At 71.8% G+C, this 25530-nt stretch carries 24 protein-coding genes and 1 pseudogene; 21 read left to right on the top strand and 4 right to left on the bottom strand.

The genetic code is table 11. The features are described 5' to 3' along the window. Window positions 1–116: 116 nt before the first annotated feature. From ACVW00_RS14440 to ACVW00_RS14415, 6 genes are all read left to right on the top strand, one after another. Window positions 117–1307 (top strand): acetyl-CoA C-acetyltransferase, encoded by a 1191-nt coding sequence (locus ACVW00_RS14440; protein ID WP_457111593.1) that lies wholly within the window; start codon window positions 117–119, stop codon window positions 1305–1307. Then, window positions 1308–2348, top strand: a complete 1041-nt coding sequence (meaB, locus tag ACVW00_RS14435; protein WP_457111592.1) for a methylmalonyl Co-A mutase-associated GTPase MeaB — start codon at window positions 1308–1310, stop codon at window positions 2346–2348. A gap of 6 nt (window positions 2349–2354) precedes the next feature. After that, a complete protein-coding gene (locus ACVW00_RS14430) occupies window positions 2355–3233 on the top strand; it encodes an SDR family NAD(P)-dependent oxidoreductase (protein WP_457111591.1) in 879 nt (292 codons plus the stop codon). Next, entirely contained in the window at window positions 3230–3730 is a 501-nt protein-coding gene (locus ACVW00_RS14425) for a VOC family protein (protein ID WP_457111590.1), read from the top strand. Before ACVW00_RS14430 ends, ACVW00_RS14425 begins: the two co-directional genes overlap by 4 nt. A gap of 123 nt (window positions 3731–3853) precedes the next feature. Further along, window positions 3854–4033: a hypothetical protein gene (locus ACVW00_RS14420; protein WP_457111589.1), complete on the top strand. Its 180-nt coding sequence runs from the start codon at window positions 3854–3856 to the stop codon at window positions 4031–4033. A 13-nt stretch (window positions 4034–4046) separates the two neighbouring features. Beyond that, window positions 4047–4577 (top strand): PH domain-containing protein, encoded by a 531-nt coding sequence (locus ACVW00_RS14415; protein ID WP_457111588.1) that lies wholly within the window; start codon window positions 4047–4049, stop codon window positions 4575–4577. On the opposite strand, the gene ACVW00_RS14410 is transcribed toward ACVW00_RS14415, so the two are convergent. After that, window positions 4567–5175: a class I SAM-dependent methyltransferase gene (locus tag ACVW00_RS14410; RefSeq protein WP_457111587.1), complete on the bottom strand. Its 609-nt coding sequence runs from the start codon at window positions 5173–5175 to the stop codon at window positions 4567–4569. The two genes, ACVW00_RS14415 and ACVW00_RS14410, sit on opposite strands and share 11 nt — an antisense overlap. Before the next feature lie 59 nt (window positions 5176–5234). Between ACVW00_RS14410 and ACVW00_RS14405 the strand changes: the two genes are divergently transcribed. Together ACVW00_RS14405 and ACVW00_RS14400 are read left to right on the top strand one after the other, a co-directional pair. After that, the gene (locus ACVW00_RS14405; protein WP_457111586.1) at window positions 5235–5879 is read left to right on the top strand and encodes a TetR/AcrR family transcriptional regulator; all 645 of its coding nucleotides are present in this window, start codon (window positions 5235–5237) and stop codon (window positions 5877–5879) included. Between the two features lie 9 nt (window positions 5880–5888). Then, window positions 5889–6374 carry a MarR family winged helix-turn-helix transcriptional regulator gene (locus tag ACVW00_RS14400; RefSeq protein WP_457111585.1) on the top strand — a complete coding sequence of 162 codons (486 nt, stop codon included), beginning with the start codon at window positions 5889–5891 and terminating at the stop codon, window positions 6372–6374. Here ACVW00_RS14400 and ACVW00_RS14395 read toward each other — a convergent pair. Then, window positions 6368–7801, bottom strand: coding sequence for an MFS transporter (locus ACVW00_RS14395; protein ID WP_457111584.1), 1434 nt, complete (start codon window positions 7799–7801; stop codon window positions 6368–6370). The two genes, ACVW00_RS14400 and ACVW00_RS14395, sit on opposite strands and share 7 nt — an antisense overlap. A gap of 132 nt (window positions 7802–7933) precedes the next feature. On the opposite strand from ACVW00_RS14395, the gene ACVW00_RS14390 reads away from it, so the two are divergent. Further along, window positions 7934–8737 (top strand): MerR family transcriptional regulator, encoded by an 804-nt coding sequence (locus ACVW00_RS14390; RefSeq protein ID WP_457111583.1) that lies wholly within the window; start codon window positions 7934–7936, stop codon window positions 8735–8737. 40 nt (window positions 8738–8777) lie between these two features. Beyond that, window positions 8778–10508, top strand: coding sequence for an acyl-CoA mutase large subunit family protein (locus tag ACVW00_RS14385; protein ID WP_457111582.1), 1731 nt, complete (start codon window positions 8778–8780; stop codon window positions 10506–10508). Here ACVW00_RS14385 and ACVW00_RS14380 read toward each other — a convergent pair. Continuing rightward, window positions 10505–12628, bottom strand: a complete 2124-nt coding sequence (locus tag ACVW00_RS14380; protein ID WP_457111581.1) for an ATP-binding protein — start codon at window positions 12626–12628, stop codon at window positions 10505–10507. The genes ACVW00_RS14385 and ACVW00_RS14380 overlap by 4 nt on opposite strands. Window positions 12629–12788: 160 nt before the next feature. On the opposite strand from ACVW00_RS14380, the gene ACVW00_RS14375 reads away from it, so the two are divergent. From ACVW00_RS14375 to gap, 11 genes and pseudogenes are all read left to right on the top strand, one after another. After that, complete coding sequence (locus tag ACVW00_RS14375; protein WP_457111580.1) at window positions 12789–13718, top strand: co-chaperone YbbN; 930 nt, start codon at window positions 12789–12791, stop codon at window positions 13716–13718. A gap of 295 nt (window positions 13719–14013) precedes the next feature. Next, window positions 14014–15576: an MFS transporter gene (locus ACVW00_RS14370; RefSeq protein ID WP_457111579.1), complete on the top strand. Its 1563-nt coding sequence runs from the start codon at window positions 14014–14016 to the stop codon at window positions 15574–15576. A gap of 53 nt (window positions 15577–15629) precedes the next feature. After that, window positions 15630–17003: pseudogene (locus tag ACVW00_RS14365) on the top strand (molybdopterin oxidoreductase family protein); the annotation flags it as partial. A gap of 277 nt (window positions 17004–17280) precedes the next feature. Continuing rightward, window positions 17281–17733 (top strand): molybdopterin dinucleotide binding domain-containing protein, encoded by a 453-nt coding sequence (locus ACVW00_RS14360; RefSeq protein WP_457113118.1) that lies wholly within the window; start codon window positions 17281–17283, stop codon window positions 17731–17733. After that, window positions 17730–19310: an FAD-dependent oxidoreductase gene (locus ACVW00_RS14355; protein ID WP_457113117.1), complete on the top strand. Its 1581-nt coding sequence runs from the start codon at window positions 17730–17732 to the stop codon at window positions 19308–19310. Before ACVW00_RS14360 ends, ACVW00_RS14355 begins: the two co-directional genes overlap by 4 nt. Before the next feature lie 10 nt (window positions 19311–19320). Beyond that, the gene (nirB, locus tag ACVW00_RS14350; RefSeq protein ID WP_457111578.1) at window positions 19321–21927 is read left to right on the top strand and encodes a nitrite reductase large subunit NirB; all 2607 of its coding nucleotides are present in this window, start codon (window positions 19321–19323) and stop codon (window positions 21925–21927) included. Continuing rightward, window positions 21927–22364 carry a nitrite reductase small subunit NirD gene (nirD, locus tag ACVW00_RS14345; protein WP_457111577.1) on the top strand — a complete coding sequence of 146 codons (438 nt, stop codon included), beginning with the start codon at window positions 21927–21929 and terminating at the stop codon, window positions 22362–22364. Before nirB ends, nirD begins: the two co-directional genes overlap by 1 nt. 8 nt (window positions 22365–22372) lie before the next feature. After that, the gene (locus ACVW00_RS14340; protein ID WP_457111576.1) at window positions 22373–23494 is read left to right on the top strand and encodes a uroporphyrinogen-III synthase; all 1122 of its coding nucleotides are present in this window, start codon (window positions 22373–22375) and stop codon (window positions 23492–23494) included. Window positions 23495–23562: 68 nt separating this feature from the next. Then, entirely contained in the window at window positions 23563–23817 is a 255-nt protein-coding gene (locus ACVW00_RS14335) for a TetR/AcrR family transcriptional regulator (protein ID WP_457111575.1), read from the top strand. Window positions 23818–23853: 36 nt separating this feature from the next. Next, window positions 23854–24138, top strand: a complete 285-nt coding sequence (locus ACVW00_RS14330) for a TetR family transcriptional regulator C-terminal domain-containing protein (RefSeq protein ID WP_457111574.1) — start codon at window positions 23854–23856, stop codon at window positions 24136–24138. A gap of 21 nt (window positions 24139–24159) precedes the next feature. Then, window positions 24160–25155, top strand: a complete 996-nt coding sequence (gap, locus tag ACVW00_RS14325; RefSeq protein WP_457111573.1) for a type I glyceraldehyde-3-phosphate dehydrogenase — start codon at window positions 24160–24162, stop codon at window positions 25153–25155. Window positions 25156–25168: 13 nt separating this feature from the next. On the opposite strand, the gene ACVW00_RS14320 is transcribed toward gap, so the two are convergent. Next, entirely contained in the window at window positions 25169–25465 is a 297-nt protein-coding gene (locus ACVW00_RS14320; protein ID WP_457111572.1) for a hypothetical protein, read from the bottom strand. Window positions 25466–25530 lie beyond the last annotated feature (65 nt).

The raw sequence follows: 25530 nt of genomic DNA, 5'->3' as shown, positions 1-25530 counted from the left end.
TCCGGGCCTCAACGAGGTGTGACGACGGCGACACCGGAGGGGCCCTGAGACCCCTCCCTGCGGCCCTCGTTGCTGGGTAGTGTCGTGGTGACTCACCACTGACTTCAGGAGGACCCATGTCCGGATCTGTCATCGTCGCCGGAGCGCGTACGCCGATCGGCCGCCTGCTCGGTGGGCTCAAGTCGCTCACTGCCGCCGACCTCGGCGGAGTCGCCATCAAGGGCGCCCTCGAGAAGGCCGGCGTGTCCGCCGACCAGGTCGACTACGTGATCCTCGGCCAGGTCATCCAGGCCGGCGCCGGGCAGAACGCAGCGCGCACGGCCGCCCACAAGGGCGGGATCCCGCTGAACGTGCCGGCGATCACGATCAACAAGGTGTGCCTGTCGGGCATCAACGCGATCGCGCTGGCCGACCAGCTGATCCGCTCGGGCGAGGTCGAGATCGTCGTCGCCGGCGGCATGGAGTCGATGACCAACGCTCCACACCTCCTGCCGAAGTCGCGTGAGGGCTTCAAGTTCGGCGACGTGAAGCTGGTCGACTCGATGTCCTACGACGCGCTCTACGACCAGCTCACCCAGCAGGCGATGGGCCTGCTCACCGAGGAGTGCAACGCCGCCGCCCAGAACCTCACGCGTGCCGAGCAGGACGAGTTCTCCGCCCAGTCCCACCAGAAGGCGGCGGTCGCGTGGAAGAACGGCGTCTTCGACGAGGAGGTCGTGCCCGTCGAGATCCCGCAGCGCAAGGGTGACCCGGTCGTCATCGCCCAGGACGAGGGCGTCCGCGGCGACACCACCGCAGAGTCGCTCGCCAAGCTGCCGCCCGCGTTCACCAAGGAGGGCACCATCACCGCCGGTTCCTCCTCGCAGATCTCCGACGGCGCGTGCGCCGTGGTCGTGATGAGCAAGGCGAAGGCCGAGGAGCTCGGTCTCGAGTGGCTCGCCGAGATCGGTGCGCACGGCCAGGTGGCCGGTCCCGACTCGACCCTCCAGCTGCAGCCGGCGGCCGCGACTGCGAAGGCGTGCGAGAAGGAGGGCATCAGCCCGGCCGACCTCGACCTGGTCGAGTTCAACGAGGCCTTCGCCGCGGTCGGCATCTCCTCGGCGCGCGAGCTCGGCATCGACAACGCCAAGGTGAACGTCAACGGCGGCGCGATCGCCCTGGGCCACCCGGTCGGCATGTCCGGCGCCCGCATCGTGCTGCACCTCGCCCTGGAGCTGAAGCGACGAGGCGGTGGCGTCGGTGCCGCGGCGCTCTGCGGCGGCGGCGGCCAGGGCGATGCGCTGATCGTGCGGGTCCCGACGGCGTAAGTGGTCTCCACAGGCTCGACCACCGGGGGCGGCCGTCGCGGGGTGTCCGCGGCGGCCGTTCCTGATCTGGTCGAGAGGGCCAGGTCCGGGGACGCCCGTGCCGTCGCGCGGCTGATCTCCCTGGTCGAGGACGCCTCGCCGGTGCTCCGCGAGGTGATGGCCGGGCTCGGCAAGGCGGCCAGCGAGCGCACCGACGGCGGCGCGCAGATCGTCGGCATCACCGGTTCGCCGGGCGTCGGGAAGTCGACCTCGACCAACGCGCTCGTCGGAGCGCTGCGCAAGCAGGGCAAGCGGGTCGGCGTACTGGCCGTGGATCCGTCCTCGCCGTTCTCCGGTGGCGCGCTCCTCGGCGACCGGATCCGGATGCAGGACCACGCGCTGGACCGCGACGTCTACATCCGCTCGATGGCCTCGCGCGGCCATCTCGGCGGCCTCTCGTGGGCGGCCCCCCAGGCGCTGCGCGTGCTCGACGCGGCGGGCTGCGAGGTGATCCTGGTCGAGACGGTCGGCGTCGGCCAGAGCGAGGTCGAGGTCGCGTCCATGGCGGACACCACGATCGTGCTGCTGGCGCCCGGCATGGGCGACGGGATCCAGGCCGCCAAGGCCGGCATCCTCGAGATCGGCGACATCTATGTGATCAACAAGGCCGACCGCGACGGGGCCGACCAGCTGCGTCGCGAGCTCAGGTCGATGCTCGCCCTGGCCGAGCGGCCCGATGGTGCTTGGCGCCCGGAGATCGTGAAGACGGTCGCGATGACCGGCGAGGGCGTCGGCGACGTCGTCGCTGCCCTCGACGCACACCTCGCCCACCTGCGCGGGACCGGTGAGCTCGAGGCGCGGCGACTCCGCCGAGCGCGGGAGGAGATCGAGGCGATCGCGGTGACGTCGCTGCGGGAGCGGTGGGGAGACGTGCACAACCGCACCGAGCTCGACGACCTGGCCGCACAGGTCGTCGACGGCCGGACGGACCCGTACGCCGCGGCCGACGAACTGCTGGCCAGCTACCCGACCGAGGCGCGCAGCGCCGGTCACCAGGGCTGAGACCACGTGCCCACCGCCTCGAAGGCCACGCCGCGCGACCTCGCCGGTCGTGTGGTCGTCGTCACCGGCGCCGGCCCGGGGTCGATCGGCCTGGCGACGGCTCGCACGCTCGCGGAGTGGGGCGCGGAGGTGGCGGTGAGCACCCGGTCGGAGCCCGTGCGCGGGCTCGCGTGGCACCCGCTCGACCTGGCCGACCGGGACTCGGTCACCGCCTATGCCCACTGGCTGCTGGAGAGGTACGACGGGCGCCTCGACGTGCTGGTCAACAACGCCGGCATCCACCTCGACCTGCGCTCGCGCTGGACCGAGCCGCAACTGGTCGACGGGCACGAGATCCACTGGCGCACGAACTACCTCGGCACCGCGCAGCTGACCAGTCTGCTGCTGCCGGCGCTGCTCGAGCGCGCCGCGGCAGGGGATGCCCGCGTCGTGAACGTCGTCTCGAAGCTGCACGACCGTGGCACGAACGCCGCCATGTTCGACGGCCTCGACCCCTACGACTCCTGGGCGGCGTACGGGACCTCCAAGCTGGCGCTCGTGCACCATGCCGCCGAGCTCCACCGGCGTCACGGCGAGCAGGGCCTGCGCGCGACGTCGCTGCACCCGGGCTCGGTGTTCACGCGCATCGCCGACCAGGGCCTCGCGACGAGTCCGGTGCTCGCGCGGCTGCGCTCGCTCGCCCGGCCGCTGGAGCGCCGGGTGCTGCTCACGCCCGAGCAGGGTGCGCAAACCGCGCTGCACTGTGCGGCCGACCCGGACGTACAGCACGGCTACTTCCGGCACTGCGCTCCCGCGGAGCCGTCGACGGAGGCGCTGGACGTCGTCGCCTCGAAGCGGCTCTGGGACGAGACCCGGCGCTGGATCGACCACGGAGACCGCGCATGAGCGGACCCGCACCGATCGCCGACGGCCCGATCACCCAGGTCGCCTGGGTGACCGACGACATCGGCCGCACCGAGGAGCTGCTCCGCGAGCAGTTCGGCACCGGTGCGTGGACCCGCATCCCGGACGTGGTCTTCGACCGTGCCCACTCGCGCCTGCGCGGCGAGCCGCAGGAGTTCACCGCACATGTCTCGCTGGCCTACGCGGGCGACCTCCAGCTCGAGCTCATCGAGCCGCTCTCGGGCCGCTCCGTGCACACCGAGTTCCTCGCGGAGCGCGGTCCCGGCCTGCACCACGTCTGCTTCGCCGTCGACGACCTCGCGGCTGCGTGTGCCCGTGCCGAGGCCGCTGGGGTGCCCGTGCTCCAGACCGGCTCGATGATGGACGGCGAGATCGAGTTCGCCTACCTCGACGGTTCCGCCGGCGGTGCGCCGTACATCGAGCTGGCCAGGATCGGTCCGGGCATCCAGGCGTTCTACGACGCCATCCGCGCCCGCTGAGCTCCCGCGAGCTGCGGGCGCGCCTCCCCGGCCGTGGTGCGGATCGTTGGTAGAAACGTCATCGACGTGTGTGTGCCACTCACTCTCGGGCGCGCGTGGGACCGACGACGAACGGAGCAGACGATGGCAGGCGTGCTGAAGAAGGGCATGGTCGTTCTCGTCGTGGTGTTCATCGGCTTCTACATGTTCACCGACCCCAACGGGCTCGCCCAGACGACGAAGGACGGCGGCGCGGCCCTCTGGCAGGCGCTCACGTCCCTCTTCGGCGCGCTCATCGACTTCATCAACGCCATCAAGTCCTGAAGGCCTCGTGGCCGTGGCCGTCCTCCCGCGCTTCCTCGTCGACCCCCAGATCGGCCGGCACCTGCTGCGCGACGAGGGCGAGGTGATCGTCGACGAGGTCCGCAAGCACTGGGTCGTGTACGTCGTACCGGCGCTGCTCGCGCTCGGCGGCGTCTTCTTCGTCTGGCTGTTCCTCGTCGCGTCGGTGCAGATCGCCTGGCTGCCTCTCGTGGTGGCGTTCGGGCTGTTCGGCTGGGCGGCGTGGCGCGCGCTCGCGTCCAACATGGACCGGTTCGTGATCACCAACATGCGGGTGTTCCGGATCAAGGGCGTGCTCGTCCGGTCACAGGCCACGATGCCGCTCGGGCGCATCCTCGACATCACCGTGGTGAAGCCGATGACGGGCCGGGTGCTCGGCTACGGCCACTTCACCTTCGAGTCCGCGGCGCAGGACCAGGGTCTCCGTGACATCCGCTTCGTCGGCGACCCGGACGGGCGCGACCTGGCGATCCAGCGGGTGGTCCAGCGCGCCGGCCTGCGCGGTGCTCCCCGCTTCAGCGGCTGACCCTGGCGAGCCGGAACCACTGGGGCGCGGTCTTCTTGAGCGGTCCGGGCATGCCCGTCGTGTCGGCCGGCTCGGTGGCGAGCACCTGCCAGCCGTGGAACGCGCGCTCCAGGTCGTCCTGCCCGGCTCCGCGCGGGAGGACGGGCCTGCGGCCCGGCCGGAAGGCGAGCACCAGCAGCGTGGCCGCGTCGGTGGCGAGCGCGGTGATGCCACGCCCGGTCGCGGCACGCTGGTCGTCGTCGAGCCCGTGGAAGCAGCCGACGTCGAGGAAGAAGTCGACCGGACCGGTCAGTCCGGCGGCTGCCAGGTTCGTCACGTCGCCGACGACGAACTCCGCGCCCGACCCGCCGGCACGGCCCCGTGCCTTGTCGACCGCACGCTCGACGGCGTCGATCCCGGTGGCGGACCAGCCGCGCCCGGCGAGCTCGACGGTGTGCGTGCCGGTCCCGCAGCCGAGGTCGAGGGCGCGCCCGAGCGGCCGGGTGCGGGACTCCTCCTCGTGGTCGAGCAGCCGGGAGAACTGCTCGGCCGCGGCTTCGCCGGCCTTCTCCCACGGGGTGATCCCGACGCGGTAGGCGATCTCGTACGCGAGCGACATCGTGGTCTCCTAATTTCGATCGGGTAGAACCCGAATGAATATGGCCTAGAGTGATCCCGATGAGCGAACCTGTCAAGACCCGGCCCTACCGGTCGGCGCTGCGCGCGGAACGCGCACGGGCCAACCGGGAGGCGATCCTGCGCGCCGCGCACGCGATGTTCCTCGCCGACGGCTATGCGCGTACGCCGGTGGCCGCGATCGCGACCGCTGCCGGCGTGAGCGAGGACCTGGTCTACAAGCTCTTCTCCAACAAGCGCGGCCTGGTGGTCGAGGTGCTCAACTTCGCGGTCACCGGCGAGGACGGCAGTCCGCGCGTGCTCGAGCAGGCGGGGCCGCAGCAGGTCCGGGCCGAGAAGGACCAGCGCCGGCAGCTGGCGATGTTCGCGGCGGACATCGCCGGGCGCACGAGCCGGGCGCGGCCGGTGGACGACGTGATCAGGTCGGCCGGTGAGGTCGACCCGGTGCTGGCCGCCAAGCGCGCGGAGATGCACCGCACCCGGCTCGCGAACCTGCGGGCGTTCGTCGGGTGGCTGGCCGACAACGGCCCGCTGCGCGACGGACTCGTCCCGGACGAGGCGGCCGCCACGGTGTGGACGATCACCGGACCCGACGTCCACCGGCTGCTCGTCGACGACCTCGGCTGGGACCACGAGCGCTATCACGCCTGGGTGCATTCGACGCTCGAGGCAGCGCTGTTGCCGTAGATTCTGCGCGTGCTGCCCTTCGACCCGATCGACGAAGCCGCCGCCCAGTGGGCCAGGCGATGGGACGGCGTGCCCCAGATGCACGCCGTCACCTCCTTGATGCGCGTCCAGCAGCTCGTGCTGGGCCGGCTGGACGCGATCCTCAAGCCGCACGGGCTCACGTTCGCGCGCTACGAGGCGCTGGTGCTGCTCACCTTCTCCTCGCGGGGCTCGCTGCCGCTGGGGAAGATGGGTGAGCGGCTCCAGGTCCATCCGACCTCGGTCACCTCGATCATCGACCGGCTCGAGGCGGCCGGGCTGGTCGCGCGACGTCCCCACCCCGACGACGGCCGCGCCGTCCTCGCCGAGATCACCACGGAGGGCCGCGCGCTCGTGGAGAAGGCCACCGCCGACCTCGTCGGAGCCGACTTCGGGCTCGGTGCCCTCGACGAGGCCGGCCTGCGGGCGCTGTCCGAGCTGCTGCGACCGGTCCGCAAGGCGGCCGGCGACTACTGACGCACCGCCCGCGGCAGCCCGACCGCGCACACGGCCACGGCAAGGGCGACGCCGGTCAGCAGCACCAGGCTCACCTCGAACGCGTGCGCGACACCGCGGACGGCGAGCGCGAAGTAGACGTTGCCGATCGTCGCGACCCCGACCGCGTTGCCGAGCTGCTGCAACGTCGAGTACGTCCCGGACACGGATCCCGCGTCGGCCGGTTGGACCGTGGCCATCACCGCTCCGATCAGCGAGGCGAGCGCCAGGCCCATGCCGACCCCGGCGAGTGCCAGGCCGGGCGCGAGCCAGAGCACCGAGCCTCCGACGCCGATCTCGGCCACCGCGAGCAGCTGCAGGCCGTGCCCGGCGGCGAGGACGACGCCGCCGGCCACCGTCGCCCACCGACCCCAGCGCGCCACCAGCAGGTTGGCCCGACGCGTGCCGGCCATGTAGGACACCGCGAGGATGCTGAACACGAGTCCCGACGCGAGCGGCCCGAGCCCGCGGCCCTGCTGGAGGTAGAGCCCGAGCACCAGGAAGTACGACGCCATCCCCAGGAACAGCGTGGTCTGGCCCAGGACGCCGAGTGCCACGGGGCGCGCGGAGAGCGGCTCGAGGTCCACGAGCGGGCGCCGGCCCCGGGCGCGCAGGACGCCGATCCGCACGCCAACCAGTGCCGCGAGGACCGCGGCCGCCGCCAGGCTGGCCCAGGTCCACGCAGGCCACCCGAGCCGACGACCCTCGAGGAGCGGGAGCATCAACGCGACGAGGGCGCCGGTCGAGAGCACGACCTCCACGAGATCGACGTGCGCACCGTCCGGCTGCCGGATCTCGGGCAGTGTCCGTCGGGCCAGCGCGTACGCCGCCAGGCCGATCGGGACGTTGACCAGGAAGATCGTCCGCCAGCCCAGCCCGAAGAGGTCGGCGTGGATCAACAGGCCGCCGACCAGCTGGCCGGATGCGGCTGCCACGCCCATCACCGTGGAGTAGGTGCCCAGCGCCCGCAGGCGGAGCGGGCCGGCGTACACGTCACCGATCAGGGCGAGCACGCTGGTGCTGATCGCGGCAGCGGCGGCGCCCTGGACGAGGCGGGCCTCGAGGAGGACGGCCGCGTTCGGCGCGAGCCCGCACGCGGCGGAGCTCACCACGAACAGCCCGATCCCGGCGCGGAACATCCGGCGCCGACCCCAGCGGTCGCCGAGACGGCCGGCGAGCAGGAGCAGGCCTCCGAAGGTCAGCCCGTAGCCGGCGACGAGCCACGCGAGGGTGGTGTCGCCCGCGCCGAGGTCCACCTGGACCGAGGGCAGCGCGACGTTGACGATGAAGAAGTCCAGGACGATCAGGAAGGTGCCGCTGAGCAGCACGGTTAGGGGCAGCAGCCCGGGTCCGGCCTCGGCGGCCGTGGCCCGCGCCGGGGCGATGCGGGGGTTGTCGAGAGTGGTCATGCGACCTTTCTCGAGCCTCCTGCTGGGGGAGGGTCAAGCGCCTTCCGCTGCCCTCGCCCGATCGCTCGGTTTCGGCCGGCTCGACCACCGGGCGTTGACTCTCCCCCTGCCGGAAGGTGCAGGGTTGCGGTCATGGCAGAGCTGCTCAGCATCGGCGCGTTCTCCCGGATGACGTTCCTCACCGTCAAGGCGCTGCGCCACTACCACGACGAGGGCCTGCTCGAGCCGGCGTCGGTCGACGCACACTCGGGCTACCGCTACTACCGGCCGGAGCAAGTCGCCACCGCCCGGCTGATCCGGCGGCTGCGCGACCTGGCCCTCCCGGTCGACGAGGTCCGCGACGTGCTTGCGGCACCCGACGACGAGACGCGCAACCAGGTGATCGTGGCGCACCTCGACCGGATGAGCCGCCAGCTCCAGGAGACCCAGGAGACCGTCGAGTCGCTGCGCCGGATGCTCTCCGGTGGCGAAGCGGACCTCGCGGTCTCCGAGAGGGAGGACCCGCCGCTGGCCACGATCGCGATCCGCGGCACCGTCACCGGTGAGGACGCGCTGGGCTGGTGGCTCGACGCGTTCGCCGAGCTGCACCGGGCGGTGAAGGTCGGCTCGCTGATCCGGACAGGTCCCGACGGCGCGCTGTTCCCGACCGAGTTCTTCACCGAGGGCGTCGCCGAGCTGGTCGCCTTCGTGCCGGTTCGGTCCCCGGGGACGCCCACCGGGCGGGTCGTGGCCCACGAGCTGCCGGGCGTGCGGCTCGCCGTGACGGCGTACGACGGGCCGATGATCGACCTCGACAGCGCCTACAGCGTCGTCGGGCGGGCGGCCATCGAGCGCGCGAGGTCGGCGGACGGCCCGGTGCGGGAGCGCTACTTCCCCCTCGGCGACGAGGACGACCTCCTGCACCACCGGACCGAGGTCGGCTGGCCGATCCGCTGAAGGGTTTGGTGAAAATACTAGGACGTCCTAGTATCTAAGCATGGTTTCGACAGGCTCGACCACCGGGGCCGGCTCGACAGGCTCGGCCGACGGAGCACGAGAGCGCTGGCAGCAGCGCTACGCCCGGGCGCGTGTCCGCGAGGCCGACTTCACGACCTTGTCCGGCATGGAGGTCGAGCCGGCCTACGGCACCGACGACAGCGAGTGGCCCGGCGAGTTCCCGTTCACCCGTGGGCTCTACCCGTCCGGCAACCGGGGCCGCACCTGGACGATCCGTCAGTTCGCCGGCTTCGGCAACGCGCAGCAGACCAACGAGCGCTACAAGATGATCCTCGGCCGCGGCGGGGGCGGGCTCAGCGTCGCCTTCGACATGCCCACCCTGATGGGCCGCGACTCCGACGACTCGGTGTCGCTGGGCGAGGTGGGTCACTGCGGAGTGGCGATCGACTCGGCCGCCGACATGGAGATACTCTTCGACGGGATCCCGCTGGGTGACGTCACCACCTCGATGACGATCAGCGGCCCGGCCGTCCCCGTGTTCTGCATGTACCTCGTCGCCGCGGAGCGGCAGGGCGTCGACACCGCCGTCCTCAACGGCACGCTGCAGACCGACATCTTCAAGGAGTACATCGCCCAGAAGGAGTGGCTGTTCGGTCCCGAGCCGCACCTCCGCCTGATCGGCGACCTCATGGAGTACTGCGCCGAGGGCATCCCGGCGTACAAGCCGCTCTCCGTCTCCGGCTACCACATCCGCGAGGCCGGTTCGACGGCCGCGCAGGAGCTCGCGTTCACGCTCGCCGACGGCTTCGGGTACGTCGAGCTCGGGCTGTCGCGCGGCCTCGACGTCGACGTGTTCGCACCGGGCCTGAGCTTCTTCTTCGACAGCCACCTGGACTTCTTCGAGGAGATCGCCAAGTTCCGCGCCGCCCGCCGGATCTGGGCGAAGTGGATGCGCGACGTCTACGGCGCCCGGACCGAGAAGGCGCAGTGGCTGCGGTTCCACACCCAGACCGCGGGAGTCTCGCTCACCGCGCAGCAGCCGTACAACAACGTCGTGCGCACCGCTGTCGAGGCGCTCGCCGCAGTGCTCGGCAGCACCAACTCGCTGCACACCAACGCCCTGGACGAGACGCTCGCACTGCCCAGCGAGCAGGCCGCCGAGATCGCGCTGCGCACCCAGCAGGTGATCATGGAGGAGACCGGCGTGGTCAACGTCGCCGACCCGCTCGGCGGCTCCTGGTACGTCGAGGCGCTGACCGACCGGATGGAGGCCGAGGCGACCGCGATCTTCGACAGGATCCTGGCGATGGGCGGCTCGGCGCTCACGTCGGCCGACACCGAGGGCCTGGCCGCGGCGACGCGTCGCGGTGACAATCCGGTGACCCGTGGTCTGCTCCGCGGCATCGAGGACGGCTGGTTCATGTCCGAGATCGCCGAGGCGGCGTTCCAGTACCAGGTGGCGCTGGAGAAGGGCGACAAGAAGGTGGTGGGGGTCAACGTGCACACCGACTCGGTGACCACCGAGCTGGAGATCCTCCGCGTGTCCCACGAGGTCGAGGTGGAGCAGGTGCGTGCACTGAAGGCACGCAAGGACGCCCGCGACACGGCCGCGGTCGAGTCGGCGCTCGCGCACATGCTCGAGGTGGCCCGCACCGAGGCCAACATGATCCCCGCCATGCTCGAGGCCGTCCGCGTCGAGGCCACGCTCGGGGAGATCTGCGACGCGCTGCGCGCCGAGTGGGGCGAGTACCGCGAGCCGGCGCGCTTCTAGAGCGCGTCCACCGGCTCCTCGGTGCGCGCCGTCGAGGTGCGGTCCGGGAACCTTCCGCGCGCGTATCCACCGGCGTCCGCGGGGAGCCTGACCACGAAGGTGGAGCCGACTCCGCGCGGTCCTGCCTCGGCGACGATCGACCCGCCGTGGCGCTCGGCGATCCGGCGGCAGATGGCAAGTCCGAGCCCGGTCCCCTGGTAGCCCTGCCGGTGGGCCCGGTGGAAGGTCTCGAAGACCTGCTCGCGCTCCTCCTCGGGGATGCCGATGCCGTTGTCGCTGACCCGCACCTCGAGCCAGGCGCCGTCACGCCGTCCGCGGATGTCGACCCGTGGCCGGGTGGCCGGCGCGACGTACTTGACGGCGTTGCCGAGGAGGTTGTCGAAGAGCTGCCGGACCAGGCCGACGTCGGCCCAGAGCTCGAGGTCGGGTCCGACGGTGATCAGCGGGTTCCCCGGCCCGTCGATCCGGAGCAGCGCCAGCGCACGCAGCTCCGCGGTCAGGTCGACCCAGGCCGGACGCAGCGACTGGTCGCGGGCAACGGTGTAGTCGAGCAGGTCGCCGATGATCTCGCGCATCCGGTCCGTCGCATCGCGGAGCCGGTTCACCATCGGCAGGCCCACGGACGGCGAGAGCGAGCCGCCGGTGAGCTCCTGCTCCAGGGCCTCCGCCCATCCGCTCACGAGCGTCAACGGGTTGTAGAGGTCGTGGGCCACGACGCCGGCGAACGAAGCCAGCCCGTCGCGATGCTGTCGCTCGAGGGTGACGTCTCGGATGTTGACCATCCCCCGGGGTCGGTCGTCGGGACCCACGGACGGAACCGGGCTCGCACTGATCTGCAGGACCCGACCCTGCGGGACGGACTCCGTACGCAGGTGGAAGTCCTGGGGCGCCACGTCCTCGCCCCGGAGCGCGAGCAGCTGGGGGAGATCCTCGTCGGACAGAGGCGTGCCGTCCTCGTGGAACAGCGCGTACTCACGTGCGGGCCGGAGCCGGTCGCGGACCGCGTCGAGACCGAGCAGCTCCCTGCTGGCCGCGTTGCTGACCAGCACGCGGCCGCCCTCCTCGACGACCACCAGGCCCTCGTTCATCGACTCGAGCACGGCACCCAGGAGTCGTGCGCGCTCGTCTGCCTCGCGCTGCGTCTCGGCGAGCCTGCCATTGGCCTCGTCGCGCTCGAGCCGGCTGAAGGCCAGCGCGAGCCCGGTCAGCACGCAGGTCGCGATGAACAGCTGGGCGACCAGCGCCCGGTACACGTCGGACTCGATCCCGGCGAACGGTCCGGCTCCGTGGAGGGTGAAGACCAGGCCGGTGGCGCCCGCGGCCATGCCGTGGAGCATCACCGGCAGCGGAGCGAAGCGAAGGCCCGCCCAGACAGACATTGCCAGCACCAGGAACGCGAGCGGCTGCGCCTCCCGGTGGCCGAAGAGCACGCCGTAGACGGCGACCGAGGTCCCGACCAGCAGGCAGGACTCCACCAGGCGGCTCAGGCTCGAGGGGCGCAGGGCGCGGACCACGATCGCGACGAGGTCGCGCCAGCCACCGGCCTTGGACAGCCCGGGCCAGGCCAGCAGCGCCAGCAGCGGGAAGACGAGCATGGTGACGCCGTTGCGGCCCCACCACAGCAGGAACGCACCGGTATCGGGCGGGTCTGCGGCCAGCACGAGCCCGGTCGCCGCGGCGGCGGCGCCCACGAAGCCGGCCGACAGAGAGACCGCGGCGAGGCGCCCGAGGTCGGCCAGTCGATGGAGGGGTTCCGCGTCGCGGCCCCACAGGCGCCCGGTCCAGCGCCGCGCGAGCACGACGTACACCCCGACCTGCACCAGGTTCGCGACGGTGAAGACCACCACCGTCACGGTCGAGGCTCCGGCGACCACGTTGACGGTTGCGGTCGCCCCGGCGAGCGCCACCGCGTCGGCAGGCCAGGTACGCCGGCTGCCGGAAGCCAGCCACAGTGCCCCTATCCCGGCGGCGGCCCACACGCCGTTCGCGCGCTGGTCCGCAACGGCGGTGGCCTGGCTGAGGAATCCGAACAGGAGGAAGAGCAGGGCCGCGCAGGCAGCGCGCAGCCAGGGGCGCCGGGGAGCGCTCCCACGTGACCTGGTTGATGCCATATGCACCATGTGTCCATGATCGGCCGATTCGGCGTCCATCATGAGGAGGACGCCCGCAATCTGACCGAACGGACGACCCCCGTGCGCGAACGGGTGGTGGCCGGTCGGGCGGTCCGGCCCCGCGAAGGCCCCTCCACGGGGCTCACTCGGCATCGGCCACAATGGGCCCATGACGCAACAGCCCTCCGGCCCGGCCCAGGAACGCAGCTTCTCCCGTCCCGGCGCCGTCGACCTGTCCGGCCTGCAGGCACCCGTCCAGGGCGGTGCCGGCGTGAGCGGGGCCTACACGGTCCAGGTGGACGAGTCGAGCTTCCAGGCGGTGCTGGAGAGCTCGATGAGCGCCCCGGTGCTGCTCGCCTTCTACAGCGGGTCGCGTTCCCCGGACAGCGTCCGTCTCGCCGAGGACCTGCAGGCGCTGTCCAACGAGTTCGAGGGGCGCTTCCTGCTGGGGCGCGTCGACATCGACGCCGTCCCGCAGATCGCGCAGGCCGTGCAGGTGCCCTCGGTGCCCTACGTCTTCCTGGTCGCCCAGGGACGGCCGATGCCGCTGCTCCAGAGCGCGGCCCCGATCGACGACCTGCGAGCGGCGATCACCCAGGTGCTCCAGCAGCTCGCCACCAGCGGCTTCACCGGACGACACCAGCCCCGCGCGGGGGAGGTCGACGCCGAGACCGGGGAGGAGACCCTCGACCCGCGCTACGCCCCGGCCCAGGACGCCCTCGAGCGTGGTGACATCGACGCTGCTGTCGCCGAGTACCAGAAGCTGGTCGACGCCAATCCGGCCGACGCGGAGGCGGCAGCCGGGCTCTCGATGGCCCAGGTGCTCCAGCGCACCCAGGGCGTCGACCTCAACGAGGCGCGGGCCGCGGCCGCCGCCAGCCCCGACGACGTCGCCGCCCAGACGATGGTGGCCGACCTCGACCTGCTCGGCGGACACGTCGACGACGCGTTCAACCGGCTCATCGAGCTGGTCCGGCGTACGTCGGACGACGACCGCGACCAGGCACGCACCCACCTGATCGGACTGTTCGGCGCGGTCGGCAACGCGGACCCGCGGGTCCAGCGGGCTCGGCGGGACCTGGCCTCCGCGCTGTTCTGAGGTGGACGGGTTTCACTACGGGCGTAGTGAATTGCCGGCTCCCCGTATGCAATCGCGTACGGGGAGCCCGAGATCCACTACTGGCGTAGTGAATTTCCCGCGACGCCGGCCGTGACGCGACGCCTACCACAAGCGACCCGCACAGTGAGCCAGTTCACTGACTTCACGCGACGACCTACGGGTCTGCGAGGAACGGTTTACCCACCTGTCACGACTCGCGTGAGGGTTGCGAAACATCGCCTTGACACCTTGCAGGTCACGATCCGCCCCGGATCGGTGACCACAAGGAGCCCTGATGTCCACCGACACGCCGACCGCCGCGCCCTCGGCAACAGCCGAGGCCGCGCCACCCTCCCTCCCTCGCAGCGGCTGGATCGAGCACTGGACGCCTGAAGACCCCGACTTCTGGGAGTCGGTCGGCAAGCCGGTCGCCCGCCGCAACCTGATCTTCTCGATCCTCGCCGAGCACCTCGGGTTCTCCGTCTGGCTGCTGTGGAGCGTGAGCGCCGCGCTGCTGGCGAAGGTCGGCTTCGACTTCACCCCCCAGCAGCTCTTCTGGCTGGTCGCGGTGCCGAACCTCGTCGGCTCGCTGCTCCGGCTGCCCTACACGTTCGCGGTGCCGAGGTTCGGCGGCCGCAACTGGACGATGGTCAGCGCTGCGCTGCTGGTCATCCCGACGCTGCTCTTCGCGTTCGTCGTCCAGCGCCCGGACACGCCGTTCTGGGTGTTCATCCTGATCGCCGCGACCGCCGGCTTCGGTGGCGGCAACTTCGCCTCCTCGATGGCCAGCATCAACTTCTTCTTCCCCACCAAGGCGAAGGGCACCGCCCTCGGGCTGAACGCGGCCGGCGGCAACGCAGGCGTCGCGGTGATCCAGTTCTTCCTGCCGATCGTGGTCGGCGGAGCCGGCGCCTTCGGGCTGGTCAAGGCCAGCCAGAGCGGCATCGTGCTCCAGCGGGCCGGCTACCTGTACGCCGCCCTGGCCGTGCTCGCGGCCGTCTGCGCCTACTTCTTCATGAACAACCTGCACGCGGCGTACTCGAAGCCGCGTGAGCAGATGGCGGTCGTGAAGTACAAGCACACGTGGGTGATGGCCTTCCTCTACATCGGCACCTTCGGTTCCTTCATCGGCTACTCCGCCGCGATGCCGCTGCTGATCAAGATCAACTTCTTCCGCTCGCCCATCCCGACCGCCTCGATCGGCATCAACTTCGCCTACTACGCGTTCCTCGGCGCGCTGGTCGGGTCCATCACGCGGCCGTTCGGCGGCTGGCTGGCCGACAAGTACGGAGGCGCCAAGGTGACCCTGGGTGCGTTCGGGGCGATGATCCTCGGCACCCTGGGCGTGCTGTTCACGCTGTCCCGGCTCGACACCGTGCCCGCGCCGGACCCGGCGAAGATCGCGGCCTGGACCAAGGACCCGTCGAGCTTCCCCGGGTTCCCGCCGGCCGTGGTCAGTGCGGTGAACCACAACTCCGACCTCTTCCCGTGGTTCCTGATCTGCTTCCTGTTCGTGTTCGCCGCGACCGGCATCGGCAACGGCTCGGCGTACCGGATGATCCCGGCGATCTGGAAGGTGGGCGCCAAGAAGGCGGGCGCCGCGGGCTCGCCCGCCCGGATCGCCGCGGACTCGAAGGCGGTCAAGGAGGCGTCGGCCGTGCTCGGGATCGTGGGCGCCGTCGGCGCACTCGGTGGGTTCATCATCCCGATCACCTTCAGCTCCCCGTGGATCGACGACCCGGTCAGCGCGGTGAAGAGCGCGTTCGCGATCTTCACGGCCTTCTACGTGGTCTGCGGAGCTGTCACCTGGTTCTTCTACCTCCGCCCGAAGTCCGACATGGCGCAGGAACACGTGTGACCCGTCCGCTCGAAGCACAGACCCACTGCCCCTACTGCGCGCTGCAGTGCGGGATGACGCTGACCCCCTCCGCGACCGACGCCGGGGAGGGGGTCAGCGTCGCGCCCCGCGAGTTCCCGACCAACCGGGGCGGCCTGTGCCAGAAGGGCTGGACCAGCGCCGAGGTGCTCACCGCACCGGACCGGATCACCACACCGCTGGTCAGGGGCGCGTCGGGTGAGCTGGAGCCGGCGACCTGGGACCAGGCGCTGGCCCACGTCGCCGACCGGGTGCAGGCGATCCAGGCGGAGTCCGGCCGGGACGCGGTCGCGGTGTTCGGCGGGGGCAGCCTGACAAACGAGAAGGCCTACCAGCTCGGGAAGTTCGCCAGGATCGCCCTGGGCACGCGCCACATCGACTACAACGGCAGGTTCTGCATGTCGTCGGCCGCCGCGGCGGGCAACCGGGCGTTCGGGGTCGATCGCGGACTGCCGTTCCCGCTCGCGGATCTCGCGGGTGCGGATGCGGTGCTGCTGCTCGGCAGCAACGTCGCGGACACGATGCCGCCGCTGGTGCAGCACCTCGGCCCGGTGCGGACGAAGGGCGGCCTCGTGGTGGTCGACCCGCGGCACTCGGCCACCGCGGCGCTCACCGACGACGGTGGCGGCCTGCACCTGCAGCCGCTGCCCGGGACCGACCAGACGCTGCTGCTCGGGCTGCTCCACCTGGTCGTGGCCGACGGGCTCGCCGACGAGGACTACCTCGCGTCGCGGACGACCGGCTGGGACGAGGTACGACGGTCCGCGGCGCTGTGGTGGCCCGACCGGGTCGCGCGGGTGACCGGCGTACCGGAGGGGAGCCTGCGGCGCGCCGCCCATCTGCTCGCCGACGCGTCGCCCGCACGCGGCGGCACCGGCGCGGCGATCCTGTCCGGCCGTGGGGCCGAGCAGCACACCGACGGCACCGACACGGTGACCGCCGCGATCAACCTCGCGCTCGCGCTCGGCCTCCCCGGCCGGGCTGCGAGCGGGTACGGCTGCCTCACCGGCCAGGGCAACGGGCAGGGCGGCCGTGAGCACGGGCAGAAGTCGGATCAGCTGCCCGGCTACCGGATGATCGACGACCCCGGGGCGCGTGCCCACGTCGCGGCGGTCTGGGGTGTCGACCCGGACCTGATCCCGGGCAGGGGAGTGCCCGCGGTCGAGCTGCTCGGCAAGCTCGGCGGCGAGGTGCGCGCCCTGTTCGTGCACGGCGCGAACGTGCTCGTCAGCGCGCCCGACGCGCTGGCGGTGCGCCGGCGCCTCGAGGCGCTCGACCTGCTCGTGGTGTGCGACTTCGTCCCGAGCGAGACCGCGCGGCTCGCCGACGTGGTCCTGCCGGTCACGCAGTGGGCCGAGGAGGAGGGCACCATGACGAACCTCGAGGGCCGGGTGCTGCGGCGCCGCAAGGCCCTGGATCCGCCGGGCGAGGTGCGCAGCGAGCTGGAGATCCTCGCCGGCCTGGCCGATCGCCTCGGCGCGCCGGGCACCTGGGACACCGACCCGGCTGCCGTCTTCGACGAGCTCGCCCGGGCCAGCGCGGGCGGCCGCGCCGACTACTCCGGCCTCTCGCACGCACGCCTCGACGCGCAGGCGGAAGGCTTCTTCTGGCCCTGCCCGGCCGGCTCGGACGGGACGCCACGGATGTTCACCGACCGGGTTCGCGCACCCCGACGGCCTGGCGCGGATGGTGGCCACCAGCCCCGGCGTACCAGCCGACGACCTCGTGCCGGACCGTCCCCTCTACCTGGTCACCGGACGGGTCCTGGCGCACTACCAGTCCGGCGCGCAGACCCGCCGAGTCGCCGCCCTGAACAAGGCGGCGGCCGAGCCGTTCGTCGAGCTGCACCCGCAGCTCGCCCGCCGGCTGGCGGTGGACGACGGCGACGACGTCGCGGTGACCTCACCGCGTGGCACGGCCGTCGCGCGGGCCCGGATCACCACCGCGATCCGGGCGGACACCGTGTTCATGCCGTTCCACTGGCCCGGCGAGGGCATGGCGAACGCCGTCACCAACGACGCCACCGACCCGATCTCCGGGATGCCGGAGTTCAAGGTCTGCGCCGTGTCCGTCGCCCGAGCCGACCTGGCCGTCGGGTTTCGACAGGCTCATCCACCGGAGTTGGAGGTCCCCGCATGAGCACGACTCGACAGGTTCGACGACCGGACGTGGAGAAGATCGTGGTCGTCGGCGCCGGGATGGTGGGGCACCGGTTCGTCGAGGAGCTGGTCCGCGCCGACAAGGACCGCCGGTTCTCCGTCGAGCTGGTCGGTGAGGAGGAGTACGAGCCCTACAACCGGATCCTGCTCTCCGACGTCCTCGCCGGTCGCTCTGACCTCAAGGCGATCTCGCTGCCGCTGCCGGACTCCGATCGGGTTCAGTTCTGGCGCGGCGTGGCCGCGTCGGCCGTCGACCGCGAGGCGGGCGTCGTGCAGCTCTCCGACGGGACCAGTCGCCCCTTCGACCGGCTCGTGCTCGCCACCGGTGCGCGTGCGTTCGTCCCGCCGCTGCCGGGACTGGAGGCCCAGCCGCGATACGTGCACGTGCTGCGGACCCTCGATGACTGCCGCAACATCGCCGCGCGGGCGATCAACGCCAAGCACGCGGTCGTGCTCGGTGGCGGCGTGCTCGGGCTCGAGGCGGCCTGCGGGCTGCGTCGCCGGGGCGTGCCGGTGACCGTCATCGACCTCGACGACCACGTGATGGCCACCCAGCTGGACGCGCCGGTGGCGCGCGTGCTGGCGGCGCAGCTCGCCGACCTCGGGGTGGAGACCATCACCGGCACGAGCGTCGGCGAGGTGATCAGCGCGTACGACGAGCTGGTGGCTGTGCGCCTGACCGACGGCCGGCTGCTGACCGCGGACCTGATGCTGGTCTCCTGCGGGGTGCGGGCCAACGCCGAGCTCGCCCGCGACGCCGGCCTCGAGGTGGACCGCGGCATCGTCGTCGACGAGTCGCTGACCTCCGCGGACCCCCGGGTGCACGCGATCGGCGACTGTGCCCAGGCGCCGGGTGGCACGCCCGGGCTGCTGGCGCCGGGCTGGCGGCAGGCCGAGCGCCTGGCCCGTCAGCTGGTGGCCGGAGTCGAGACGGTTGCTGCGGGTTTCGAGACGGTTGCTGCGCAACCTCCTCAACCACCGGCCGTGGTCCAGGAGGCGGTGCGGCTCAAGGCGGCCGGCGTCGACCTCGTCACGATGGGTGTGCGGGCCTCCGCGGCCCGTCCGACCGACCGGGTCGTGACGCTGAGTGACCCGACCGGCAGGCGACACGTGGACCTGGTCGTGCGCGACGACACGCTCGTCGGCGTGACCTGCCTCGGTGCCGCGGACGTGTCGGCGTCACTCAGCGTCGCCTTCGACCGGCGTACACCCCTGCCGGTCGACCCGCTGTCCCTGCTCGTCTCCGACGGCCGGGTCGAGGAGTCGGCGTCGCCGGTCCGGATGCCCGGCGCGACCACGGTGTGCCGGTGCAACGGCGTGTCCAAGAAGGAGATCGTCGCGGCCTGGGAGGCCGGCGCGGGGACCGTCGAGGAGGTCGCTGCGAGCACCCGGGCGACCACCGGCTGCGGCGGTTGCAAGGAGGTCGTCTGCGGACTCGTCGACTGGCTGAACGAGAGCGACCCGGAGACGCCCCTCACCGAGGCCCAGCCGGAGATGGGAGGCAGGCGTAGCACGGCCGTAACACGACGAAACATCACTGCCCCATCGAGTTCCTAAGGTGTCCAACATGTCCAGTACTCACCCCTCGCTGGCCAACGACTCAGGCAACGAACCCAGCAGACCGGCTCCTCGGCGGCTCCGCGTCGTCGGAGGCGGCATGGTCGCCCACCGCCTCGTCGAGGCGCTGCGCGACCGCGACAGCGACGGCGCGTGGCAGGTCGACCTCTACTGCGAGGAGCCGCACGCGCCCTACGACCGGGTAGGGCTGACGTCGTACTTCTCCGGCAACACCCCCGCGGACCTGCTCCTCGGCGACGGCGGCTTCGCCGACGATCCGCTCGTCACCGTGCATCTGGGCACCGCAGTGAGCGGCATCGACACCGAGGCGCGGACCGTCTCGGTCGCCGGAGGCGAGGAGCCGTACGACGCCCTGGTGCTCGCCACCGGCTCGTCGGCCTTCGTGCCGCCGGTCGCCGGCGCCGACCTGCCCGGCGCCTTCGTCTACCGCACGATCGAGGACGTCCAGGCGCTCGAGACCTGGGTGGGCGTGTCCGGCGGTTCCGAGGGCACGCCGCTGCGGGGCGTCGTGGTCGGCGGTGGTCTGCTCGGCCTCGAGGCGGCCGGCGCGCTGCACGGGCTGGGCGTCGCCACGACCCTCGTCGAGTTCGCCGAGCGGCTGATGCCCTTGCAGGTCGACGTCGGAGGCGGTGAGGCGCTGCGCCGGATCGTCGAGGGCATGGGCGTCGAGGTCCGCACCTCCACGGCCACGGCAGCCCTGCACGCGGGCGCGGACGGACGGGTCACGTCGATGGAGTTCGGTGACGGCACCAGCGTGGACGCCGACGTCGTCGTGTTCGCCACTGGAGTGCGGCCGCGCGACGAGCTCGCCCGGACGGCGGGGCTCGTCGTCGGCGAGCGTGGCGGCGTGGTCGTCGACGACGCCTGCCGCACGGTCGTCCCCGACGTCTACGCCGTCGGCGAGGTGGCCTGCATCCACGGACGCACCTGGGGCCTGGTGGGCCCCGGGAACACGATGGCCGAGGTCGTCGTCGACCGGCTGCTCGGCGGTGAGGCGACCTTCCCGGGCGCCGACACCAGCACGAAGCTGAAGCTGCTCGGGGTCGACGTCGCCTCCTTCGGCGACGCGTTCGCCGAGGAGCCCGGCAGCCTCGAGGTCGTGTACGCCGACCCCGTCGCCAAGGTCTACAAGAAGCTGGTGATGTCCGACGACGCGAAGACGCTGCTGGGCGGCGTCCTCGTCGGCGACGCGAGCGCCTACGCCTCGCTCCGGCCGATGCTCGGGGCGGAGCTCGGGTCCGACCCGAACGCCTGGCTGCTGCCGGAGGGCGGCGTCGGCCCGATGACCGGCGAGCTGCCGGACGCCGCCAACGTCTGCTCGTGCAACAACGTCAGCGCCGGCGCGATCCGCTCCGCGGTGTGCGACCAGGGCTGCACGGACCTGGGCGCGGTGAAGTCCTGCACGAAGGCCGGCACCAGCTGCGGCTCCTGCCTGCCGCTGGTGAAGAACCTGCTGAACGCCGAGCTGAGGAAGTCCGGCGCCGAGGTGAGCACGGCGCTGTGCGAGCACTTCGCGTTCAGCCGGGCCCAGCTCTACGACATCGTCTCGGTCACCGGGCTGCGCACGTTCAGCGAGATCATCGCCGCCCACGGCTCCGGCCGCGGATGTGACATCTGCCGCCCGGTGGTGGCGTCGGTGCTGTCCTCGCTGGGCGCCGGGCACGTCATGGACAAGGACCTCGCCCGCCTGCAGGACACCAACGACCACGTGATGGCCAACCTGCAGAAGGATGGCACCTACTCCGTCGTGCCGCGCGTGCCGGGCGGGGAGATCACGCCCACGGGCCTGATTGCGATCGGCCAGGTGGCCCACGACTTCGGGCTCTACACGAAGATCACCGGCGGCCAGCGGATCGACCTCTTCGGTGCCCGGCTCGAGCAGCTGCCGGCGATCTGGAAGCGGCTCGTCGAGGCCGGCTTCGAGTCCGGGCACGCCTACGGCAAGGCGGTGCGCACGGTGAAGTCGTGCGTCGGCTCGACCTGGTGCCGGTACGGCGTACAGGACTCTGTGGGGCTGGCCGTCGACCTCGAGCTGCGCTACCGCGGCCTGCGGTCGCCGCACAAGCTGAAGCTCGGGGTGTCGGGCTGCGCGCGCGAGTGCGCCGAGGCGCGCAGCAAGGACGTCGGCGTGATCGCCACCGACAACGGCTGGAACCTCTACGTCGGCGGCAACGGCGGCTTCACCCCGAGGCACGCGCAGCTCTTCGCCGAGGACCTCGACACCGAGACGCTGGTCACCACGATCGACCGCTTCCTCATGTACTACGTGCGCACCGCCGACCGGCTCCAGCGCACGGCACCGTGGGTGGAGGAGCACGAGGGCGGGCTCGACGCGATCCGTGCGGTGGTGCTGGAGGACTCGCTCGGCATCTGCGCCGACCTCGACGCCGCGATGGCCGCCCACGTCGAGAACTACCGCGACGAGTGGGCGGCGACGCTCGCGGACCCCGAGAAGCTCTCGCAGTTCGTCTCGTTCATCAACAGCCCCGAGTCGGGCGACCCGGACCTGACCTACGTGGAGGAGCGCGGCCAGCGTCGGCCCGCCACCGCCGACGAGCGACAGCTGATCGCCGGACCGAGACTCGAGGTGCGCTGATGACACTGACGACCGACCCGACGGCGAACGACCTCGACCACGAGGCGGCCGAAGGCGGCGCGGCCCGCAACGAGTGGGTTGCCGTCTGCACGAAGAAGCAGCTGATCCCCGAGCGCGGCGTCGCGGTGCTCGTCCGCGATCAGCAGGTCGCGCTGTTCCGGATCAGCAACCCCGACGGCGCCGACTTCGTGTACGCCGTCGGGCACCGCGACCCGTTCGCCGACGCCAACGTGATCGCTCGCGGGATCGTCGGGTCCGTGGGCCAGGGCGACGAGCAGCGGGACACCGTGGCGTCGCCGATGTTCAAGCACGTCTTCGACCTCGCGACCGGTGCGTGCATCACGGACCCGTCCGGACGGTTGCCCGTCTACCGCACCTGGATCGCCGGGGGAGTGGTGTACGTGCACCCGGTCCCGGTCGCGCCGATGGAAACCTGAGGCCGACCTTGACCGAGCTCACCCCGGTCCTGGCCGGCACCCGGATCCTGGTCACCGCCCAGCGTCGCTCCGACGAGCTCGCCGGGGCGTTGATCCGGCGCGGGGCCGACGTGGTGGTCGCGCCGACGCTCGGGGTGGTCCCGCACATCGACGAGGAGGAGCTGCTCCGGCGTACCCAGGAAGTCCTGGACACCGGCGTCGACACGGTGGTGGTGACCACCGGCATCGGCTTCCGTGGATGGATGGACACCGCCGAGGCGGCCGGGCTCGGCGACGACCTGGTCAAGGTCCTGGGTGACGTCCGGCTGGTCGCGCGCGGCCCAAAGGCACGGGGCGCGCTGCAGGCGGTGGGTCTTCGGGCGGACTGGGTGGCCGAGTCCGAGACGTCCGCGGAAATCGTCGACTTCCTGCTGGCCGAGGGTGTGACCGGGACCCGGGTCGCGGTGCAGCACCACGGGGCCGGCGACCCGCACCTCGAGGCGAAGCTGGTCGCGGGCGGTGCGGTGGTCGTCCCGCTCGAGGTCTACCGCTGGGGCCCGCCCGCGGACTCCACAGCCGTCGCCGACACGGCGCTCCAGGTCGCGGCCGGCGCGTTCGACGCGGTGATGTTCACCTCCGCACCGGCCGCCTCGGCATGGATCGCGGAGCTCGACACGCAGGGCATCACCGACGTGGTGAGGGACCTGGTCTCCTCGGGACGCCTGCTGGTCGCCGCGGTCGGTCCGGTCACGGCCGACCCGCTGGCCAACGCCGGCCTGCGCCCGGTCCACCCGGATCGCTCGCGGATGGGTGCCCTCGTCCGCCTGGTCATCCTGACGCTCGGCGACGAGGCGCACAGCGTGCCCACGCCGTGCGGCGTGCTGCACGTCCGTGCGTCGGCCGCGACGCTCGACCACGAGGTGCTGCCGCTGTCGCCGAACGGGTTGGCGATCCTGCGCCGGCTCGCTCGCAACCCCGGCGAGGTGGTCAGCCGCGACCGGCTTCTCGAGGTCCTCCCCGGCGAGTCCGCGGACCCGCACACGGCCGAGGTCGCGGTCGCTCGTCTGCGGGAGGCGCTCGGCCCCTACCTCGGCGCGCACCCGCTGGTACGCACGGTGATCAAGCGCGGCTACGTGCTCCAGACGAGCTGATCGACGCCCCTCGAGGTCCGGCGCCGGTGCACTGGTGCCCTGTACATACCAGTGGTTACAGTGCGGGCATGACGTCCCGCGAGCAGCTGACCGGAGCGATGGCAGAGCTCATGTGGGAGCGCGGCTACGCCGCGACCAGCCCGCGTGACGTGATGGCGCGGGCCGGCGTCGGCCAGGGCAGCATGTACCACCACTTCAGCGGGAAGCACGCGCTGGCCGTCGAGGCGCTGTCGGCGGTCGTCGGTGACGCGATGGGCGACTCGTCGCTGCTGCTGGAGGGAGAAGGTACGCCGATGGAGCGGATCGAGCGCTACCTCACCTAGCCGCGGCCCGGCACGCGCGGGTGCCGGGTCGGCCGGATGACCCAGGACCCGCAGGTCGTCGAAGATGCCGAGCTCATCACGATCGTCGCCGACGCCTTCGACACGGTGCTCGGACGTTGGGAGCAGGCGATCGCGGCAGCGATCGCGGCCGGCGAGCTCCCCGCGAGCACGGTCCCCGCGGATCTGGCGCGCACGCTGTCCGCGGTCATCCAGGGCGGCTACGTCCTGGCTCGGGCGAAGGGCGAGCAGGGCCCGATGGACGCGGCGATCCGTGGCGCCGTGGCCCTGCTCGAGGCGGCGCGTGGCACGGACGCTCACTGACCAACCCCACGAGGAGACACCATGACAGTTCGGATCGGTATCAATGGCTTCGGCCGCATCGGCCGCAGCTACCTGCGCGCCGCCCTGAGCAGCGACGCCGAGGTCGAGGTGGTCGCGATCAACGACATCGCCGACGCCAGCACGCTGGCCTCGCTCCTGGAGTGGGACTCGCTGAGCGGGCACCTGGACGGCGTACGGGTCGAAGGCGATGCGATCCTCGTCGACGGGGCGAGCATCCGGGTGACGTCCGAGCGGGAGCCGTCGGGAATCCCGTGGGGTGACGAGGGTGTCGATGTCGTCATCGAGTCGACCGGCCGGTTCGCGGACTCCGCCGGAGCACGCCAGCACCTGACGGCCGGAGCGCGCAAGGTGATCATCTCGGCGCCCGCCGACGGCGAGGTGCCTGCGGTCGTGCTCGGGGTCAACGACGAGGCCCTCGACGTCACCGGAGACGTGTTCTCGAACGGCTCCTGCACCACCAACTGCCTGGCGCCGATGGCGAAGGTGCTGCACGACGCGTTCGGCGTCGAGTCCGGGCTGATGACGACGATCCACGCCTACACCAGCGACCAGCGCCTCCACGACGCCCCGCACGGCGACCTCCGGCGCGCTCGCGCCGCGGCCGTGTCCACGATCCCGACCTCGTCGGGTGCCGCGCGCACGATCGGACGGATCATCCCCGAGCTCGACGGCAAGCTCACCGGCCTGGCGCTGCGGGTGCCGGTGCCGGTCGGGTCGATCACCGACCTCACCGTGAAGCTCTCGCGGGAGGCCACTGTCGAGGAGGTCAACGCGGCGTTCCGCGCGGCGGCAGACGGCCCCACGCTCTCGCCGTACCTCGCCTACTCGGAGGCGCCCCTCGTCTCCGCCGACATCGTCGGCAACCCGCACTCCGCGATCTTCGACGCGCCCCTCACCCAAGTCGTCGGCGACCAGGTCAAGGTCTTCGCCTGGTACGACAACGAGTGGGGCTTCTCGAACCGCCTCGTGGAGCTCTCGGAGCTCGTGGGCGCCTAGAAGCGGCGGGGCATCAGCGGTAGCGTGCGACGACCTCGCCCGTCCGGACCACAGGAGGCTCGAGGACACGCTCCGCGACGGTCGAGCTGAACGCCTGGAACGAGGCGAGCGACAGCAGTGGGTTCGGCTCGCTCTCGACGACGGCGACGTGCTCGAAGGACAGCCCGTCGTCGGAGCGGGCAACCCGGTAGGACAGGCCCTCGGGTTCGAGCTGGGCGAGCTCCGCGAAGACCGCGTCGATCAGCCTCTGGTTCGCGTCCCCGGCTGCCGGGTCGCGAGTGGTGTAGCGAACGCTGGTCTGCTGAGCCATCAGATGCCTCTCGTCGAGCTGTTGCGGGCGAATCGGGGCCGCCCCCGGCAGCGTCGCACAGGACG

It is taken from the genome of Marmoricola sp. URHA0025 HA25 (assembly GCF_054059435.1).
The sequence above is the reverse complement of the archived record's forward strand: the minus strand, read 5'-3'. Positions and strand labels throughout refer to the sequence as shown.

What these genes read in the sequence shown, in the direction of transcription:
- ACVW00_RS14440 (WP_457111593.1), top strand. Translation starts at nt 117, where the DNA reads ATGTCCGGATCTGTCATCGTCGCCGGAGCGCGTACGCCGATCGGCCGC.
- ACVW00_RS14425 (WP_457111590.1), top strand. Translation starts at nt 3,230, where the DNA reads ATGAGCGGACCCGCACCGATCGCCGACGGCCCGATCACCCAGGTCGCC.
- ACVW00_RS14420 (WP_457111589.1), top strand. Translation starts at nt 3,854, where the DNA reads ATGGCAGGCGTGCTGAAGAAGGGCATGGTCGTTCTCGTCGTGGTGTTC.
- ACVW00_RS14410 (WP_457111587.1), bottom strand. Translation starts at nt 5,175, where the DNA reads ATGTCGCTCGCGTACGAGATCGCCTACCGCGTCGGGATCACCCCGTGG.
- ACVW00_RS14405 (WP_457111586.1), top strand. Translation starts at nt 5,235, where the DNA reads ATGAGCGAACCTGTCAAGACCCGGCCCTACCGGTCGGCGCTGCGCGCG.
- ACVW00_RS14395 (WP_457111584.1), bottom strand. Translation starts at nt 7,801, where the DNA reads ATGACCACTCTCGACAACCCCCGCATCGCCCCGGCGCGGGCCACGGCC.
- ACVW00_RS14390 (WP_457111583.1), top strand. Translation starts at nt 7,934, where the DNA reads ATGGCAGAGCTGCTCAGCATCGGCGCGTTCTCCCGGATGACGTTCCTC.
- ACVW00_RS14385 (WP_457111582.1), top strand. Translation starts at nt 8,778, where the DNA reads ATGGTTTCGACAGGCTCGACCACCGGGGCCGGCTCGACAGGCTCGGCC.
- ACVW00_RS14380 (WP_457111581.1), bottom strand. Translation starts at nt 12,628, where the DNA reads ATGGTGCATATGGCATCAACCAGGTCACGTGGGAGCGCTCCCCGGCGC.
- ACVW00_RS14375 (WP_457111580.1), top strand. Translation starts at nt 12,789, where the DNA reads ATGACGCAACAGCCCTCCGGCCCGGCCCAGGAACGCAGCTTCTCCCGT.
- ACVW00_RS14370 (WP_457111579.1), top strand. Translation starts at nt 14,014, where the DNA reads ATGTCCACCGACACGCCGACCGCCGCGCCCTCGGCAACAGCCGAGGCC.
- ACVW00_RS14360 (WP_457113118.1), top strand. Translation starts at nt 17,281, where the DNA reads ATGGTGGCCACCAGCCCCGGCGTACCAGCCGACGACCTCGTGCCGGAC.
- ACVW00_RS14355 (WP_457113117.1), top strand. Translation starts at nt 17,730, where the DNA reads ATGAGCACGACTCGACAGGTTCGACGACCGGACGTGGAGAAGATCGTG.
- nirB (WP_457111578.1), top strand. Translation starts at nt 19,321, where the DNA reads ATGTCCAGTACTCACCCCTCGCTGGCCAACGACTCAGGCAACGAACCC.
- nirD (WP_457111577.1), top strand. Translation starts at nt 21,927, where the DNA reads ATGACACTGACGACCGACCCGACGGCGAACGACCTCGACCACGAGGCG.
- ACVW00_RS14335 (WP_457111575.1), top strand. Translation starts at nt 23,563, where the DNA reads ATGACGTCCCGCGAGCAGCTGACCGGAGCGATGGCAGAGCTCATGTGG.
- ACVW00_RS14330 (WP_457111574.1), top strand. Translation starts at nt 23,854, where the DNA reads ATGACCCAGGACCCGCAGGTCGTCGAAGATGCCGAGCTCATCACGATC.
- gap (WP_457111573.1), top strand. Translation starts at nt 24,160, where the DNA reads ATGACAGTTCGGATCGGTATCAATGGCTTCGGCCGCATCGGCCGCAGC.
- ACVW00_RS14320 (WP_457111572.1), bottom strand. Translation starts at nt 25,465, where the DNA reads ATGGCTCAGCAGACCAGCGTTCGCTACACCACTCGCGACCCGGCAGCC.